This window comes from Streptomyces sp. NPDC088252, from assembly GCF_044740965.1.
Lineage (GTDB): Bacteria > Actinomycetota > Actinomycetes > Streptomycetales > Streptomycetaceae > Streptomyces.
In genome coordinates this window covers 246660-261308 of sequence record NZ_JBIURS010000005.1, presented here as the reverse complement: position 1 = coordinate 261308, position 14649 = coordinate 246660, and the positions used below count along the sequence as shown (strand labels likewise).

General features: G+C 70.7%; 15 protein-coding genes. 6 read left to right on the top strand and 9 right to left on the bottom strand.

All coding sequences use genetic code 11. The features are described from left to right. Positions 1 to 128: 128 nt before the first annotated feature. Positions 129 to 929 carry a DeoR/GlpR family DNA-binding transcription regulator gene (locus tag ACIOHC_RS13140; protein WP_401842734.1) on the bottom strand — a complete coding sequence of 267 codons (801 nt, stop codon included), beginning with the start codon at positions 927 to 929 and terminating at the stop codon, positions 129 to 131. Between the two features lie 185 nt (positions 930 to 1114). On the opposite strand from ACIOHC_RS13140, the gene ACIOHC_RS13135 reads away from it, so the two are divergent. Together ACIOHC_RS13135 and ACIOHC_RS13130 are read left to right on the top strand one after the other, a co-directional pair. Continuing rightward, positions 1115 to 1999 (top strand): sugar isomerase, encoded by an 885-nt coding sequence (locus ACIOHC_RS13135; RefSeq protein ID WP_351075061.1) that lies wholly within the window; start codon positions 1115 to 1117, stop codon positions 1997 to 1999. A 118-nt stretch (positions 2000 to 2117) separates the two neighbouring features. Then, positions 2118 to 3086 (top strand): acyl-CoA thioester hydrolase/BAAT C-terminal domain-containing protein, encoded by a 969-nt coding sequence (locus ACIOHC_RS13130; RefSeq protein WP_401842732.1) that lies wholly within the window; start codon positions 2118 to 2120, stop codon positions 3084 to 3086. Here the strand turns inward: ACIOHC_RS13130 and ACIOHC_RS13125 are convergent. The 3 genes from ACIOHC_RS13125 to ACIOHC_RS13115 form a co-directional block, all read right to left on the bottom strand. Beyond that, positions 3068 to 3646 (bottom strand): hypothetical protein, encoded by a 579-nt coding sequence (locus ACIOHC_RS13125; protein ID WP_389636223.1) that lies wholly within the window; start codon positions 3644 to 3646, stop codon positions 3068 to 3070. The genes ACIOHC_RS13130 and ACIOHC_RS13125 overlap by 19 nt on opposite strands. A gap of 171 nt (positions 3647 to 3817) precedes the next feature. After that, positions 3818 to 4939, bottom strand: a complete 1122-nt coding sequence (locus ACIOHC_RS13120) for a P1 family peptidase (protein WP_401842730.1) — start codon at positions 4937 to 4939, stop codon at positions 3818 to 3820. 209 nt (positions 4940 to 5148) lie between these two features. After that, positions 5149 to 5838, bottom strand: coding sequence for a 4'-phosphopantetheinyl transferase (locus ACIOHC_RS13115; protein ID WP_401842728.1), 690 nt, complete (start codon positions 5836 to 5838; stop codon positions 5149 to 5151). A 624-nt stretch (positions 5839 to 6462) separates the two neighbouring features. Here ACIOHC_RS13115 and ACIOHC_RS13110 point away from each other — a divergent pair. Together ACIOHC_RS13110 and ACIOHC_RS13105 are read left to right on the top strand one after the other, a co-directional pair. Continuing rightward, positions 6463 to 6684 (top strand): hypothetical protein, encoded by a 222-nt coding sequence (locus ACIOHC_RS13110; protein ID WP_351075068.1) that lies wholly within the window; start codon positions 6463 to 6465, stop codon positions 6682 to 6684. Between the two features lie 100 nt (positions 6685 to 6784). Then, complete coding sequence (locus ACIOHC_RS13105; protein WP_351075069.1) at positions 6785 to 7822, top strand: sporulation protein; 1038 nt, start codon at positions 6785 to 6787, stop codon at positions 7820 to 7822. A gap of 537 nt (positions 7823 to 8359) precedes the next feature. Here the strand turns inward: ACIOHC_RS13105 and ACIOHC_RS13100 are convergent. The 3 genes from ACIOHC_RS13100 to ACIOHC_RS13090 form a co-directional block, all read right to left on the bottom strand. After that, positions 8360 to 9643 (bottom strand): LCP family protein, encoded by a 1284-nt coding sequence (locus ACIOHC_RS13100; protein ID WP_401842851.1) that lies wholly within the window; start codon positions 9641 to 9643, stop codon positions 8360 to 8362. A 279-nt stretch (positions 9644 to 9922) separates the two neighbouring features. Then, a complete protein-coding gene (locus ACIOHC_RS13095; RefSeq protein WP_351075070.1) occupies positions 9923 to 10858 on the bottom strand; it encodes a M56 family metallopeptidase in 936 nt (311 codons plus the stop codon). Between the two features lie 3 nt (positions 10859 to 10861). Further along, complete coding sequence (locus ACIOHC_RS13090; RefSeq protein ID WP_351075071.1) at positions 10862 to 11290, bottom strand: BlaI/MecI/CopY family transcriptional regulator; 429 nt, start codon at positions 11288 to 11290, stop codon at positions 10862 to 10864. A 197-nt stretch (positions 11291 to 11487) separates the two neighbouring features. Between ACIOHC_RS13090 and ACIOHC_RS13085 the strand changes: the two genes are divergently transcribed. Both ACIOHC_RS13085 and ACIOHC_RS13080 read left to right on the top strand, forming a co-directional pair. Further along, positions 11488 to 12063 (top strand): TerD family protein, encoded by a 576-nt coding sequence (locus ACIOHC_RS13085; protein WP_351075072.1) that lies wholly within the window; start codon positions 11488 to 11490, stop codon positions 12061 to 12063. Positions 12064 to 12287: 224 nt separating this feature from the next. Continuing rightward, positions 12288 to 13082 (top strand): hypothetical protein, encoded by a 795-nt coding sequence (locus ACIOHC_RS13080; protein WP_351075073.1) that lies wholly within the window; start codon positions 12288 to 12290, stop codon positions 13080 to 13082. Between the two features lie 215 nt (positions 13083 to 13297). Here the strand turns inward: ACIOHC_RS13080 and ACIOHC_RS13075 are convergent, their stop codons facing one another. Further along, a complete protein-coding gene (locus ACIOHC_RS13075; RefSeq protein ID WP_401842849.1) occupies positions 13298 to 13876 on the bottom strand; it encodes a TerD family protein in 579 nt (192 codons plus the stop codon). Positions 13877 to 14236: 360 nt separating this feature from the next. Continuing rightward, positions 14237 to 14518 (bottom strand): Sec-independent protein translocase subunit TatA, encoded by a 282-nt coding sequence (gene tatA / locus ACIOHC_RS13070; protein WP_376221859.1) that lies wholly within the window; start codon positions 14516 to 14518, stop codon positions 14237 to 14239. Between the last annotated feature and the right edge of the window lie 131 nt (positions 14519 to 14649).

The following is a 14649-nucleotide window of genomic DNA, read 5'->3' as shown; positions in this document are numbered from 1 at the left end:
CTTTCTCATGCTGCCCGGTGGGGTGCAGGATTGCCCCCCCCGCCGCCTCGTTCGGCCGCGGGCAACACCCACACTAAACCGGGGGCCCGCCACCCCAGGGGGGGGGCCCCGCCGTTCGGACGAGCACTTCAGACGGCGATGACGGTGACGCCGGCCTCCGTGAAGCGGGCGGTCGCCTCGGGCGCGATCCCCTTGTCGGTGACCAGGAAGTCGACCTGCCCGAGATCGCAGACCCTGGCGAAGGCCCGCTTGCCGATCTTCGAGGAGTCGGCCGCCACGACCACCCGTTGCGCCTGCTCGGCGAGCAGCCGGTTGATGCTGGCCTCGCCCTCGTGGTGGACATAGGCGCCGCGCTCGGTGTCGATCGCGTTGACGCCGAGCACGGCGACGTCCAGCGTGATCTCACCCAGCACCCCACTGGCCAGCGGCCCCGTCAGCTCGTACGACTGCGGCCTGGCCACTCCGCCGGTCACCACGATCTTGATCTGCGGCCGGATCACCAGCTCGTTGGCGATGTTGAGGGCGTTGGTGACAACGGTCAGGGTCGGCTGACCACCCATCCCCGCCGCGGTGTCGCCGACGACGTCGGAGCGCACCGCCAGCGAGCGGGCCACCTCGGTCAGTGTCGTACCCCCGGTCAGCCCCACCACTTCGCCCACCGCCACCAGCTCGGACACGGCGCGGCCGATGGCCTGCTTCTCCGGGGCGTGGCGGCCGGCCTTGTAGCGCAGGGCCAGTTCGTAACTGACACCGTGCGCGACCGCGCCGCCGCGGGTACGCGTGAGCAGCTGCTGCTCGGCGAGCTGGTCCAGGTCGCGGCGGATGGTCGCGGCCGAGACATCCAGCGTGACGGCGGCGTCCTCGACCTCGACCCGGCCGTTCTTACCGACAAGTTCCAGCAGCGCGTTCCACCGGGCATCCCTGGACAAGAGAACTCTCCTTACGAACCCGGGCTTCAGGCACCCATCCCCTTGGGTACGGTCACCGGACACGCGCAAGCGTCGCACAAGGCTCCGCCCAGTCAAGCCTCCTGCAAGGAGAATGCTTGATAATGCTCGTAGGTCGCGTATACCGTGCGCAAACGAGCATCCCACTACGGATACGGAGTGCAAAAGTGTCATTTGTCGAGATCGAAACGGCCAGTCAGCCGGAGTGCTGGCGCCGCGCCGCCGAGCTGGCCCTGACCCGGGCGGCCGCGCTGCCCGCCACCGGTGAGCGCATCGCGGTCGTCGGCTGCGGCACCTCGTTCTACATGGCCCAGGCCTACGCCGCGCTCCGCGAGGCGTCCGGTCAGGGCGAGTCCGATGCCTTCGCCGCCTCGGAGTTCCCCTTCGGACGCGGCTACGACCGTGTCGTCGCCCTCACCCGCTCGGGCACCACGACCGAGGTGCTGGAACTGCTCGACCGGCTCCGTGGTGACACCCGCACCGTGGCCATCACCGCCGATCCGAACACTCCGGTCATGACGTCCGCCGACGATGTCGTCGTGCTCGATTTCGCCGACGAGCAGTCCGTCGTGCAGACCCGGTTCGCCACCACCCTGCTCACCCTGCTCCGCGCCCACCTCGGTCTGCACACCGACGCCGTGGTCCGCGACGCGGAGACCGCGCTGGCCGAGCCACTGCCCGAAGGGCTGCTGGACTGCACCCAGTTCACCTTCCTCGGTCGCGGCTGGACGGCGGGGCTCGCCAACGAGGCCGCGCTCAAGATGAAGGAGGCGTCGCTGTCCTGGACGGAGGCGTACCCCGCGATGGAGTACCGCCACGGCCCCATCAGCATCGCCACCACCAACACCGCGACCTGGATGTTCGGCTCCGCCCCCGAGGGCCTCGCCGAGCAGGTGCTCGCGACCGGTGCCCGCTGGGTGGAGAGCGACCTGGACCCGCTGGCCGAGCTGGTGCGCGTCCAGCGTCTGGCGATCGCCCGCGCCGCCGCCCGTGGCCTGGACCCGGACAACCCGCGCCACCTGACCCGCTCGGTGGTGCTCGCGGACGCCTGACCGACCGATGGACATCGTCGAGCGCGCGTTCAGCGATCCGGGCGGGAGCGCTCGCGTGAGTGCCCGCGAAGCCCCTCACGGAGCCCCTCGTCCGGGCGTTCGCGAGGGGTTTCTCGCCATGCCCGCGCACGGCCCGGTCCGGGACGGCGGAGTCGGGGTGCTCGTCCTCGCCGGGTCCAGCGGGCGCATCGAGGACGAGCGGTGCCGCATCCTGGCCCGGGAGGGCGTGACGGCCCTGTCGATCCGTTGGTTCGGCGGGCCCGGGCAGCCGCCCGGCATCTGTGAAGTCCCGCTGGAGACCTTCGCGCCCGCCATCGAGCTGCTCCGCGCGGGTGGCGCCCGGCGGATCGGTGTCCTCGGGGTGTCCAAGGGAGCCGAAGCCGCCCTGCACCTGTCCGTGCTGCTGCCCGGCATCGACGCCGTGGTGGCAGTCTCTCCCACTTCGATGACCTGGGCGAACGTCGGTCCCGGCCGGGACGGCCGGACCCGCCCGCAACGGTCTTCCTGGACCTGGCGGGGCGAGCCGCTGCCGTTCGTCCCGCTCGACGACTCCTGGGCGCCGACGCCCGCGCAGCCGGCGGGCGCTCCGGTCGCCGTCCGAGACTGGTACGAGCGCAGCCGGCAGACGTCCGCCGACCGCGTCGACGCGGCGACGATCGCAGTGGAGAAGTCCGCCGCGGACCTCGTCCTTGTCGCAGGCGGCGACGATGCGATGTGGCCCTCGCTCCCCTGCGCCGAGGAACTGGCCGCCCGTCGCCGGACGGCCGGCCTGCCGGTACGGCTGATCAGCAGCCCCGGTGCGGGCCACCGCCCACGGTTTCCGGGCGAGAGTCCGGCTCCCGTCTCCGCGTCGTTCCTGTACGGAGGATCACCCGCGGCGGATGCGGCGCTCGGGACGGATGCCGGCCCCACGTACTCGACGCACTGCGCGGCGGCCGCCCCCGCCGAGCCTGATACGCATGCCGCCGCGAGGCGGACAGCGGACGGGGCGTCAGACGGGGGACACGGACGTGCGGGGGCCGGCGGACATCCCGGCCCCCCTGCCCCGCGCCAACGGTGCCGACCCGGTCAGGACTCCTCGAAGTAGACGTCCAGGACCGCGTCGAGTTCCTCCTCCCACCGCTTGAGGTCGCTCCTGACGGGTGCTTCGACCTCGGCGTTGAACCATCGACGGGTCGACATGTGGACCGTGACGGTGAACCGACGGCCGAACCGGGGTGTCTTCACCTCGACCGCGCCGATCTCGTCCCAGCCGAACTCGGCCTCCTGGTCGTCCAGCCGGAACGTGACGCCACCACGGTCCGCGGTGATCGATCCCCGACGGTCGCTCACCTCGAATGCGGGGCCCTCCTCCGCCTCCTTGTCGTCGGCCGCCGCTTCGGCAGCGGCCTCCCCGTCGGCTGCCGCGTCCTCGGACACGGTCTTGACGGCGGCGTCGTCGGGGGCGACGGCACCGGGGGTCCGCTCCCCCGTCCGTTCTGTCTGCTCCTCGTCCGTGTGCTCCTCGTCCGTGTGCTCCTGGCTCGTCTCCGGTTCGCTCGTGCCGGGCTTTCCGGCAGTGACGGGGGCCGTGAGACCAGGGATGTACGCCGGGTCTGTCCCTGCGGCGTACCCGGGCTGAGTGTTGGGCTCTATGCGCTGCTCCACGGCGGGCAGTATGGCCGACGAACCTGTACGAGACCAGTGACCACCGCGCCGTGCGCCCGTCTCCCCTCGCGGGAACCTCCTAACGCACCCTTGAACGCACCCGATCACGCGCCCGGAAGTGTCTCGGCACGCCTCTCGGAACGCGTCTTCGACCACGGCTTCAAAACCGCGTCATCGTCCCCGCGCGGCCAGAAGCTCCGTCACCTGGTCCAGCGGAAGCGCGGGGACGTGATGACCGTCCCGGCCGGTCATCGATCGAGCGCCGGTGAGCACGTTGAGCACCGCCTCCTCGACCGACTCGACCACCGCACCGTAGAAGGGATCCATCCGGCCCCAGGGGACGAAGCGCATCGACTCGTACGGTGCGCTGCCGTCGTTCTCGGGAAACGTACTGGTCAGCGCCGACGGGTTGGCCGTGGAGAAGGCCAGGAAGAGGTCACCGGAGAAGTGGCTGCCGGTGGTGCCGGTGCGGGCGAGGCCCAGCGTCACCCGACGGGCCAGTGCCTTGCACTGCCCCGGCAGCAACGGCGCGTCGGTCGCCACCACCACGATCACCGAGCCCGCGCCGGGCGGCACCGGGCGCTCCCCACCGGGCGCCGGTTCGGCCGCGGGTGCCTCGACCGGATCGGACAGCGCGCGCCCGACCGGGACGCCTGCCACGACCAGCTCGCTCCGCGCGCCGAAGTTGGCCTGCACGAAGGCGCCGACGGTGTACCGGTCCTCGCCGTACTCCACCATCCGCGAAGCGGTCCCCGAGCCGCCCTTGAAGCCGTAGCAGCGCATGCCCGTTCCGCCGCCGACGCACCCCTCCTCGACCGGACCGGAGGCCGCGGCCTCGATCGCGGCCTCCGCGTGGCGGGGCTCCACGGCCGAGCCGTGGATGTCGTTGAGGTGGCCGTCCCAGGTCTCCGTGACCACCGGCAGCAGCCACTCCGGCGCCATGCCGCCGCAGTTGGCGCGCACCCAGTCGACCACGCCCCGGTGCACCGGTCCGACCGCGTACGTGTTGGTGATGACCACCGGAACGGCGAGCGAGCCGCTCTCCTCGATCCAGGTGGTCCCGGTCATCTCGCCGTTGCCGTTGAAGGAATGCCAGCCGGCCGCGCAGGGCGTGCCCACGCCGTCGCGACCGCGCGGCAGGAGCGCCGTCACCCCGGTGCGCACATCCTCGCCCTCGACGAGGGTGACGTACCCGACCTCGACACCGGGCACGTCCGTGATCGCGTTCCACGGTCCCGGCTCCCCCGTCAGCGGTATACCCAACTCACGTGCGCGCTTGCGGTCTTGGCTCATGCCTTGTCGGCTCATGCGGTCTTGGCTCATGCGGTCAGAGATTACGGGCACACCCACGCGTCCGACGAGGCACGCCGGCGCCTCCCGCCGACCGCACCCCGGACGACGCGTCGGGTGACCGGTAACCGTTCTCGCGGTGTCCTCACGTGTGACCCCGGGGTGTGCCCGCCGCGTCCCGTACCGCGGTGGTGAGGGCGCCGGCCGCTCGGCTACCCGGTATGTGCGTCCGCCTCGTTCACCACGGCGATCGCGGTCGCCACGAGACCGTCCGCGACCAGCCAGCGGCCACAGAAGGCCGAGGGGGCAGCAGTTGACCCGCCGGCCGGGTCCGGCACCGTGGCGGAGATCAGCAGTTCGGCGGTGAAGGTGCCGTCCCTGCGGAGCACTATCTCGGCCTGCTCGAAGCCGAGCCAGCGGTGGGTGAGCGGGAACCACGCCTTGTAGACGCTCTCCTTCGCGCTGAACAACAGCCGGTCCCAGCGGATCTCGGGGGAGGTCTCGCGCAGCTCGCGTTCCCGCTGCAGCTCCGTCGCGAGGGCGATGGTCTCGAGCACCCTGTCGGGCAAGGGGTCATGCGGTTCGGCGTCTATACCGACGGTGAGAACGTCCGCCCGGCGGGCGACCACGGCGGCCCGGTAGCCGACGCAGTGGGTCATGCTTCCGACCACGCCCCGCGGCCATATCGGCGCCCCGCGTTCGCCCTTCAGGATGGGGACGGGTGCGAGCCCGAGCTCACCGAGCGCGCGCCGGGCGCACCACCGTGCGGTGATGAACTCCTTGCGCCGGGACTCCACCGCATTGCGGATCAGTTCTTCCTCACCGGGGAAGAGCGAGGCGTCGGGCGGATCGGAGAGCGCCTCGGCCACGGTCACCTGGGACGGCAGAATCTTCTCGATCATGTTCTCCCTCGCACCGCCGGTCGATCCATCCTCCACGTCGCCCCTCAAGCCTGCCCAGGGAATTCGGGGTTCTTGACACGTCGTTGGCACTTCGGCCGATCTTCTCCTGGCGGGTAATCCGCCTGTACCGGCCCAGTTCATGACGAACCGGACCTGCGCCCTTCGACATGCCGCTCGATGACGATGCCACAGGCACCCGGGAGAAGGTCCCGAAGGGCGTGCCTCCCACCCCGACCGCCGTGGGCCACAAACCTGTCGCCCCGGCCGACGCACCCCCGCAGGCCGGGAAGGGGAGCACGACGCACGACCGGAAGCGGTCCTCGCGAACGCGGCAGCACATCTCTCCGGAACATGGCAGCGCACCCCTCTCACCGTTGCACCAGGAAGCCGGTTCGACCGAGCACGTAAAGCGAAGGCAAAGCAGCGCCACCCCCGACCACCCCTGGGCGACCCATCGGGCTGACCTCGCGCTTTGCCCGTCAGCACGACTTGGCACCATGGCCGAAAATGCACCTCCCGTCGATCTTCTTGGGAACTGCTTTACCTTCCGGGGTAGTTCTGCTGACAGCCGCGCCCGCGGCACTCCGCCGAACCGGCGGGGCAGTGCGCTCACAGGAGGCAGCAGTGGTCCCGATCGACCTGGACAAGGTGCTCGACAAGGCATACGCGGACAAGGACCTGTCCACGATTCTCTCGGCCCCGGTCTCCGCCCTGAAGGGCGTGTCGGACCGCCAGGGAGAGCTCCTCCATGAGGCATTCGGGATCAAGACGGTGGCAGATCTGGCCAACCTGAAGTACGCCCGCTGGGCCCAGACCCTCGCCGCACTCGACGCTGCCGCCAAGTAACGCTCCGCCCCGCCGTCGCCGGGCCCGCCGACCAGGAATGAGGCGGCCCGGCGTATCGGCACACCTGAGTCCAGACCCAAATGAAGGAGCGGACGCCACCATGGTGTTCAAGAAGCTGCTGGGAGCCATCGGAGTCGGTGGTCCATCGGTCGACACGGTCCTGGACCCCGGCCCCGTCCTGCCCGGCGGCCCGCTGACCGGACGCGTTCATCTGCGCGGCGGCCAGGCCGACGTGACCATCGAGCAGATCACCCTCGACCTGGTCGCCCACGTGGAGGCGGAGAGCCACGACGGGGAGGAACACGGCACGGTCGTCTTCGACCGCGTCACGGTCGGCGGTGGGTTCCGGCTCTCGGAGGGGACCGAGCAGACGGTCCCGTTCTCTCTCACGCTGCCGTGGGAGACACCCGTCACCCGTCTCCACGGGCAGCCTCTCGGGGTGATCCTCGGAGTGCGGACCGAGGTGGAGGTGGCCGGAGCCAAGGACAAGGGCGACCTCGACGCTCTCGACGTGGGGCCGCTTCCCGTGCAGGAAGCAGTCCTCGAAGCATTGGGCCAGTTGGGCTTCGGGTTCAAGTCCGCCGATCTGGAACTGGGCCACATCCATGGAACCGGCCAGCGGCTGCCGTTCTACCAGGAGATCGAACTCTCCCCGCCCGCGCACCACGCGCATGCCGTCGATGAGATCGAGGTGACCTTCCTCGCGTCGTCCGGCGGTGTCGAGATCGTCATCGAGGCCGACAAGCGCGGCGGCCCGTTCTCCGAAGGCCACGATGCCGTCCACCGTTTCGCCGTCTCCCACCAGGCCGTGGGCCACACGGACTGGATCGCCGAGGTCGACTCGTGGATCAAGCAGATCGTGGCTGGTCACCGCTCGCACGGCGGCTTTCCCGGCGACCCGTACTCCTCCTCGTACGGACACACCGGGCACCACGACGCGCACCACTCCGAGTTCCACCACGGCGCACAGCATGGCGATGAGCACCGGCGCTCCGGCCCCAGCACCGGTGCGGTGGTCGCGGGCGTCGCCGCGGGCGTCGCGGTCGGAGTCGTCGGCGGCATGGTCGCCGCCGAAGTCGTCGACGAAATCGGTGACGCCTTCGAGGACGAGGAGAGCGAGAGCGACGACGAAGGGTGAGCCCACCGTTCATCGGCTTGCGGCAGTCCCGTCGGTGACGTTCCGTCGGCTGCTCCGCCGCGGAGCACGGTCGGCCCAGGAACAGTCGCAGAGGCGCGTGCCGTGATGCGGATCGGCATCGTCGTCGTCAGTGGCGACGGCGGCTTCACCGGCCCGGGGCAGGCCTGGCACGGGAAGCCCGGCACACGCATCTGATCTCCGACGCCGCATGAGTTCGCCCTCCGGGGGCGGCCCTCCTCCCGGGCGGGCGGTACCTGCTGCCGGCCCGGGAGGGTCCGATGCCCGTCACTGGACTGCGCGTTGCCCGGAGGCATCGCCGTGCCGGTGCGCCCGCCGTCCACCCTCCACAGGTTCGGCGGAAACCGCCCGTCGCCGCGGCGGTGAGCCGACCGCCGGTTCGACGGATGCCCTGCGTCGACACGACGAGAGCCGTCCGCCGGTTCGACGGATGCCGCCCACCGGCGTGGCGCCTGCCGACCGAGGATGCCGCCCACCGGCGGTGGCGCCCACCGGCGGTGGCGCCTGCCGGCCGAGGATTCAGCGAAGGCCGTCGAAGTCCTCGCCGACCGTCAGGGTCACCGCGCCCGGGGCGGCAGCGGCGTCCTGGGTCGCGCGCGTTCCCGGCAGCCGGGAGGCCAACGCCTTCGCCTGCCGGTCGAGTCCCTGTGGGAACGTCACCGCCGTCCTGGGCGTGCTCTGAGGGGCGTTGCCCGTGCCGATGACCGTGTATCCCGCCGTACGCAGGGCTTCCGCGACCGTCGCGGCCTGTCCCGGCTTTCCCGTCCCGTTGAGTACGCTTACCTGGATCGTGGCGGCGTACACGGGATTCTTGCCGGCGGCCTCCAGCGACTTCTTGTCGACTTCCTTGTCCTTGGCCAAGGAGGCGAAGAGATCCGCTGCCTGGGGGTACTGCCAGACGACATTCGCCTTGTCAGTGGGCACATCCGCCTCACGGGCGTAGTTCGGCACGGTCAAAAAAGTCAGCCGGTCGCCGGGGATGCCCTTGAGTTCGGAGGCGAGCGCGGCGATCGGCGTGACCCCCGCAAGTTCCTTGTCCGTGGTCAGTGACTTGGTCGCCGAGTTGAGGAAGCCGTACAGAGCGGTCGGGCTGGTCAGCTTCTTCTGCGCCTTGGCCACCAGCGCCTCCATGAATTCCTGCTGACGGCCTATTCTGCCGAGGTCGGAGCCGTCCCCCACGCTGTAGCGGGTCCTGACATAGCCGAGGGCCTTCTCGTCCCTGACCGTCTGGCATCCCGCTTCGAGATCGAGATGCGCCTTCTTGTCGTGGATCGCCGTCTCGGGACAGACTTCTATGCCGTCCAGGGCGTTCACCATGCCTTTGAAGCCCTGGAAGTCGATCGACATGAAGTGATCGATACGCAGGCCGGTGTTCTGCTCGACGGTTTTGATGGTGCAGGCAGCCGCGCCGGCGACATCGCCGCTGGTTCCGCCGACGGCGAAGGCCTCATTGATCTTGAAGTGGTGCGGTGTGGACCGGGTGCCGTTTCCCCGGTCGCACTCCGGTATGCCGACCCATGAATCCCGTGGGAGGGAGACGACGGTGGCCCATTCCCGGTTGGCCGCCACATGCATGACCATCAGGGTGTCCGACTGCATGGTGGTCAGGCCCTTGCCGTATTTCCCGTTGTCGCCTGCACGGGAGTCGGAGCCCACCACCAGGATGTTCTTGGATCCTGGACTCATGTTGGCCGGCCGGTCGGCGCCGAGCTTGTCGTCGATGTCGGCGGAATGGATGTTCCCGTTGAGGTTCTGATAGATCCAGGCGCCGGCGCCACCGGCGGCCACGAGCAGCACCGCCAGGGCGACGCCGCCGCGGACGACGATCCTGCCCCGCCTGGTGAGCCGCCCCCGTGGATTCTCGTCGGCCCTGCGCCCCGCCCTGCCGCGCGGCTTCCTGCGTTCTTTGCTCACGCTGTCCCTCCGCGCCCGGCCCGTCGGCCGCTCGCTGACCACTCCCTCGTCCACCGCAAGTTGCGGTGGACGAACCCTACATACCTGTAGAGAACGGCTGCTCCCGGCCTCCTCCCGACGCAGTCGCCAGTGCCCGGCCGGCCGTCCGCACGAAGCGGCACGAATGTGTCATGACAACGGGGTCGCCGCTTCGAGTACGAGGAAGAGGGCGAAGGCGGCGTTGAGCGAGGACAGCGTGGACACGGCGGTGCCCGCCGCCGCGAACAGGGCCGCGATGCCGGTCGCGGTGAGCGCCGGAGGCCAGCCGCGGTCGGGCGGAACGGGCCCCAGCAGCGCGGCGACCCGGCGCGGGACGGGTCCGGAGACGGCAAAGGCCGCGACGGTCGGCGAGACGGCCCGGTGGGAGATCAGAGCCGCCTTGCCGACGGCGCGAGCCGTGGTCCGCCGGTCGCCGGTGACCCGCGCGGCCTCCTCGTCCGCCCAGCGTTCGGTGCTGTAGGCGACGGCGGCCCGCAGCGGGCGCAGCAGCGGGTTCGCCCCGCTCGCGAGCTGGGCGGCGAGCAGCAGTCGATGGTGGCGCCCCGAGAGGTGCGCGCGTTCGTGTGCGAGCAGCGCCCGCTGCTCGGCCTCGTCGAGGCACGCCAGCATGCTGGTGGACACCATGATCCGGCCGGGTGCGCCGGGCAGCGCGTAGGCGTACGGCACGGCGTCGGACAGGACCGCGACCTCGGCCCGCGACGGCAGCGCGGCGAGGACCCGGTGGGCGCGGGACCGGAAGCGGTAGTGACGGTGCACGGTGAGCACCCAGGCCGTGGCCACGGCCGCCAGCGCAACGATGGCCGCCTTGCCGACGAACCTGTCGTGCGGGACGGCCTCGCGCACCTCGTCGTCGGACCAGCCGTCGGGCAGCGGGTTTCCGGGGAGCTGGGCCGTGCCGACGACCATCAGCAGCCCCAGACAGACCGTGCTGCACGACGCGAGGATCACCGCCACGGTGGTCAGCAGACGGGCGGCACGCCGTGGGTGCAGATGCTGCTCGGCCAGACGCGCGATCGGCAGCGCGGTCAACGGCAGTACCAGGGGCAGGAAGACGAAGACGCCCATCGCTCAGCTCTCCGGTTCGGCCGGCGGTGTTCCGGGCGCCGGTGGCGCGCTCTCGTTGAGCAGCGACCGCAGCAACTCCTCGTCGTGCGAGGAGAGTGCCGAGACGAAGCTGGACAGCACCGCGTCGCGGTCGTCCTGTTTGTCGAGGAGCCGGCGCATCCGCAGGGCCGTGAGTCCGGCCTCGTCCGTCGCGACCGGCCGCCACAGGACCGGACGCCCGGAGCCGGTGCGTGACACGGCCTTCTTCTCGTGCAGCCGGGTCAGGATGGTGATGACGGTGCTGTACGAGAGGTCGCCGTCGAGCCGCTCCTGCACCCAGCTCGCGGTGACCGGCGTAAGGGCGTCGCCCAGCACGGACAGCACCAGGGCTTCGAGCTCTCCCTGGCCCCGCCTGCGGGCGCGCCCCTGCCGCCCGTCCTCCTCTGCGGTCACGACGCTGTCCCCTTCCCGTACGGTCGCCCGCTGTGCCGGGCGACGGGGCATCGTACCGACCGTCGCAGGCGGTCCGTCCATGCCGTCCGGACAACTGCCACTCATCAACTCTACAGTGTTGTAGATTTCAGTCTGCTGTCACAGAGCGCCCGGACGGTGACCGTCCGGGGCCGATGCCGTGAAGAGGGAGAAACGCTGTGGGTGTGAGCCTCGCCAAGGGCGGAAATGTCTCGCTGACCAAGGAGGTGCCCGGACTGACCGCGGTGCTGGTCGGTCTGGGCTGGGACGTCCGTACGACCACCGGAACGGACTACGACCTGGACGCCAGCGCCCTGCTGTGCGACGCGTCCGGCAAGGTGCTCTCCAACGCGCACTTCGTCTTCTACAACAACCTCAAGAGCCCCGACGGTTCGGTCGAGCACACCGGCGACAACCTCACCGGCGAGGGCGAGGGCGACGACGAGATCGTGAAGGTCGATCTCTCCGCCGTGCCCGCCGAGGTCGCCAAGATCGTGTTCCCCGTATCCATCCACGAGGCGGAGGGGCGGGGCCAGAGTTTCGGACAGGTCCGCAATGCCTACATCCGGGTGGTCAACCAGGCCGGCGGGGCCGAGATCGCCCGCTACGACCTCAGCGAGGACGCCTCGACAGAGACCGCGATGGTCTTCGGCGAGCTGTACCGCAACGGCACCGACTGGAAGTTCCGCGCAGTCGGCCAGGGGTACGCCTCCGGCCTGAGCGGCATCGTCGCGGACTTCGGCGTCAGCCTCTGAACACGGCGCGTCGTGCGACGCGCCCGCCCCTGAGGACAGCGGCTCCGCGACCGTCGACCCGCGGCGCTGCGGGCCCGGTTGACGGTCGGCCGCCATCGGCGGCGGCGACGGCGGGCGCGTCCTCAGGGCCGGATGCCCTCATTCGCCGCCCGCCCGCGGCGGCTCGCACGCCGTCGCCGCCGCGAAGGCCCAGAACAACGGATCACACAAATCGGGGGGATGGAATGGATCGGTCGTTTCCACTGCGGGACGAGGACGGAGCCGACTACGCGTCAGCTCTCGACGACGTCATCGGGTCCGCGGAGATTCGGCGCCTGCTGGCCGAGTCCGGCATCGGCGCGGACCAGTTGCGCGTCAGAGGCCTGGCGGCCGGTCCTCATGTGGCGGCGGCCGCCGAGTCCGAGTACCGGTCGTACACGGACCTGCGGCGACGGATCCAGGGCGGTGGGCCCGTCGATCGGGCGACGCCCCTGTCCGGGCCGGGGCACCAGGAGGACACGGGCGCGGGCCTGGTGCCCGTTCTGGCGGTACTCACCCCGGTCCTCGCCGCCGTTGCCGCGGCCACGTTCCTTCTCCTCGGGTACGTGCTCCGGCTCGCCGACAGCGTGCCCGCCATGGCCGGCACGCTGATCGGGGCGGGTTGGATCAGCCTCGGCATCGCCGCGCCCACCGCCGCCTTCGGCATCCTCGCGCTCTACCGGACCGCCGCCGCGCACCGGGAACCCCGTACGAGCAGCAGTACGTCGCGGTCCCCCGGCCTCGACGCCGACCTCGATCGGGCCAGGGAGGCGTGGCTCCGGGCCCTGCGCCACAACGGCATCCGGCCGTTCCTCGCCGAGCAGCTCGCGCAGGAGCCCGTGGCGCCGGAGCCCGGCCGGAGTGCGGGCGCGGGCCACCGGCCCCGTTTCAGCAGCCCGGACTTCAGCAGTCCGGACTTCAGCAGTCCGGATTTCGGCAGCCCGGACTTCGTGGGCCCGGACTTCAGCGGACCGAACCTCCCCGGCACACGGCTCCCGTAATGCCTCCGGGTGGCCCCGCGCCCCTGGCACGGGGCCACCCCTCCCGCCGGCCCGGAGCCTGTCGGGTGACCTCAGACCGGATGGCGGGCTCGGTCTGGTGCGTGCGATTCCGAGGCGGAGGAGGGAGTCGACGCGGAGCGTCGGCGACCGACGACAACGCGGGAAGCGTGCGTGCCAGGGCGTGACCGCCCGGTCGGAGGTCACCCGACAGGCTCTCAGGCGACGTCGACGCCGTAGTCGACGGCGATACCGGCCAGACCGGATGCGTAACCCTGGCCGATCGCGCGGAACTTCCATTCGCCGCCCCTGCGGTACAGGGCACCGAAGACCATCGCCGTCTCGCCCGCGGCGTCGTAGGAGAGTTCGTAGCGGCACATCTCCCGGCCGGTGAGATTGTCGAGCACGCGGATGTAGGCGTCCTCGACCTGTCCGAAGTTCTGGCCACGGTTCTGGGCGTCGTGGATGGAGACGGTGAAGACGATCTGCCCGGTCTTCTCGTCGAGCCGGTCGAGGTCGACGAGGAGCTGCTCGTCGTCGCCGTCGCCCTCCCCGGTGGTGTTGTCGCCGGTGTGCCGCACCGCCCCGTCCGGGCTGGTGAGGTTGTTGTAGAAGACGAAGTGCCGGTCGGAGACGACCTTCTGGTCCGGTCCGCAGATGATCGCGGACGCGTCGAGATCGAAGTCCGTGCCGCCGACCGGACGGGCGTCCCAGCCCAGGCCGACCGTGACGTCCGCGAGCGGGGTGCCGTCCTGATTGAGGACGACGTTCTGACCCTTGGCGAGACTGACGCCCAACACCACTGCTCTCCTTCGACGCGTGCCGGTGATGCGCCCGCCGGACAACAGGGCTCCGCCGGACGCGTAGTGGACCCACCATATTCAAATATTGCGCAACCTTTAAAGTCACCGCGGGGTGACCGCCCCGGACGCGGCTGCGGCGACCGCCCCCCGGGGCCGCCGTTCTCGACGAGGCCCCGGGGGCGGACCGTGCGTACGGGGGCACGGACCGGCTCCCGGCGGCGCAGGCGGCATGCGCCCGCAACCGGGACCCACCCGCACCGGACCCGTACACGCATACGCATACGGAAGCGCCGCGCACGCACCGCCGCGACCTCACCGTACAAACCGAGCCACCTCGCCGCGGACGCGCGTCGCTCAGTGGCGCTCGGCGCCACTCTCCGCCACCGGGCGGGCCGAGGCGGCGTCACCCGGGGCCGACCGGATGATCCTCGGCGCAGGCGATTCGGGGGCGTCGGCCTCGGAAGCGGCCGACGGGGACGCTCCCTCCTCCTTCATGGCCTTGGTCTCGCTCTTCAGGATGCGGAGCGACTTCCCCAGCGCCCGTGCGGTGTCGGGCAGTTTCTTCGAACCGAACAGCAGGACGATCACGAGCCCCAGGATCAGCAGATGCCAGGGCTCCAGCGCGTTACGGAACACTCCACCCAACCCTTCTCTCTCCTCGATGGACCACGCGGGGCGCCATCTCTCGGAAATGCTTGCTACATTGCGCAACTGTACAACCGTCGAGCCGGGAACGGTCACCCCTTCCCCTGACCGGAACTGATGGG

Coding starts and splice junctions, on each gene's coding strand:
- ACIOHC_RS13095 (WP_351075070.1), bottom strand. CDS start 10,858: ATGGGCGTCTTCGTCTTCCTGCCCCTGGTACTGCCGTTGACCGCGCTG.
- ACIOHC_RS13080 (WP_351075073.1), top strand. CDS start 12,288: ATGGATCGGTCGTTTCCACTGCGGGACGAGGACGGAGCCGACTACGCG.
- ACIOHC_RS13130 (WP_401842732.1), top strand. CDS start 2,118: ATGCCCGCGCACGGCCCGGTCCGGGACGGCGGAGTCGGGGTGCTCGTC.
- ACIOHC_RS13120 (WP_401842730.1), bottom strand. CDS start 4,939: ATGAGCCAAGACCGCAAGCGCGCACGTGAGTTGGGTATACCGCTGACG.
- ACIOHC_RS13105 (WP_351075069.1), top strand. CDS start 6,785: ATGGTGTTCAAGAAGCTGCTGGGAGCCATCGGAGTCGGTGGTCCATCG.
- ACIOHC_RS13115 (WP_401842728.1), bottom strand. CDS start 5,838: ATGATCGAGAAGATTCTGCCGTCCCAGGTGACCGTGGCCGAGGCGCTC.